We start from the raw sequence: 1537 nt of genomic DNA, 5'->3' as shown, positions 1-1537 counted from the left end.
CTGCTTGCCCTCGCGCTCTGGACCTCGCAGTCCCAGGCTGCCGGGCTGCTCGCCAGCCTGGACCGCAGTCAGGTGAACTCCGGGGAAACCGTCGAGCTGACCCTGGAGTCCACCGATGTCACCCAGTTCGGCAAGCCCGACCTGACGCCCCTGGACAGCCAGTTCGAAGTGCGCGGCACGCGCCAGGTCAACCAGCTCAACAGTCTCGGCGACAGCCACGCCAGCACCCGCTGGATCGTCACCTTGCTGCCGCGCCAGACCGGCACCCTGGAGATCGCCCCGCTGCAACTGGGCAACCTGCAGAGCCAAGCCCTGACCCTGCAGGTCAATGCCAGCCCGGTCCAGGATCAGGACGCCCGCCTGGAACCGGTGTTCATCGACGCCGAACTGGACCAGCCCAAGGTCTACGTCCAGGCCCAGGCCCTGCTGACCCTGCACATCTACCATTCAGTGCCGCTGTTCGACGACAGCAGCCTGAGCCCGCTGCAACTGAGCGACGCCCGGATCGAGCAACTGGGGGAGCCACGCACCTACGAAAAACTCATCAATGGCGTGCGCCATGGGGTGATCGAGATGCGCTACGCCGTCTATCCCCAGCGCAGCGGCGTACTGCAGATTCCGGCGCTGACCTTCACCGCCACCCCGGCCACCCCGGGCACCGGCACAGAGCCCACGTCCCAGGCCCCCAAGCCCGGCAAGCTGATCCACGTCAGCTCCGCCGAAATGACCCTGCAGGTGCTGGCCAAGCCTGCCACCTACCCCGCCGATGCGCCCTGGCTGCCGGCCCGCAGCCTGAGCCTGAGTGAAAGCTGGAACCCGGAGCCCGATCACCCGCAGGTGGGCGATTCCCTGACCCGTAGCCTGACCCTGCGTGCCGAGGGCTTGTCCAGCGCCCAATTGCCACCGCTGCCCCAGGTCGAGATCAATGGCCTGCGCAGCTACCCGGACCAGCCGCAACTGAGCAACCAGCACATCGAGCACGGCCTGCTGGGGATTCGCGAAGACCGCCAGGCCCTGGTGCCGACCCGTACCGGCGAGGTCGAACTGCCGGCCCTCGAGATCACTTGGTGGAACACCCAAGAAGACCGCCTGGAACAGACCAGCCTGCCGGCGCGGACCCTGCAAGTGGCGAACAACCCGAGCCTGGTGGTGGACACCCCGGCGGGCAACGCGCCGATCGGCGTCGACAGCGCCAACCTGTGGCTGTGGCAACTGAGCACCTTGCTACTGGCCTGCACCACCTTGCTGGGCTTCGGCCTATGGTGGCGCGCCCGCTGGCAACCGGCGGTGCTGCGTGCAGCCCAGACCGGGCCCAGTCCGCGTTCGCTGCTGGACGACCTCAAGCGCGCCTGCCAGGCCAACGACCCCCAGGCCACCCGCCAGGCCCTGGACGCCTGGGCGCGCCAGCAGCCGGAAACCCTGGCCGACATGGCCGCGCGTTTCATCCCCCTGTCCGACGCCCTGGACGGCCTCAACGGCGCCCTCTACAGCGAGAGCGGCCAATATTGGCAAGGTGAAGAGCTATGGCGAGCGATCC

At 68.1% G+C, this 1537-nt stretch carries 1 protein-coding gene; it reads left to right on the top strand.

The annotated features are described in order from the left end of the window. A partial coding sequence (locus BLX41_RS12420; protein ID WP_259744771.1) for a BatD family protein occupies nt 1-1537 on the top strand: 1537 nt, incomplete at both ends.

Origin of the sequence: Pseudomonas protegens, assembly GCF_003732485.1 — a bacterium.
In the GTDB taxonomy this organism is placed as follows: domain Bacteria; phylum Pseudomonadota; class Gammaproteobacteria; order Pseudomonadales; family Pseudomonadaceae; genus Aquipseudomonas; species Aquipseudomonas protegens_B.
This window is presented reverse-complemented; position numbering and strand designations above follow the sequence as displayed.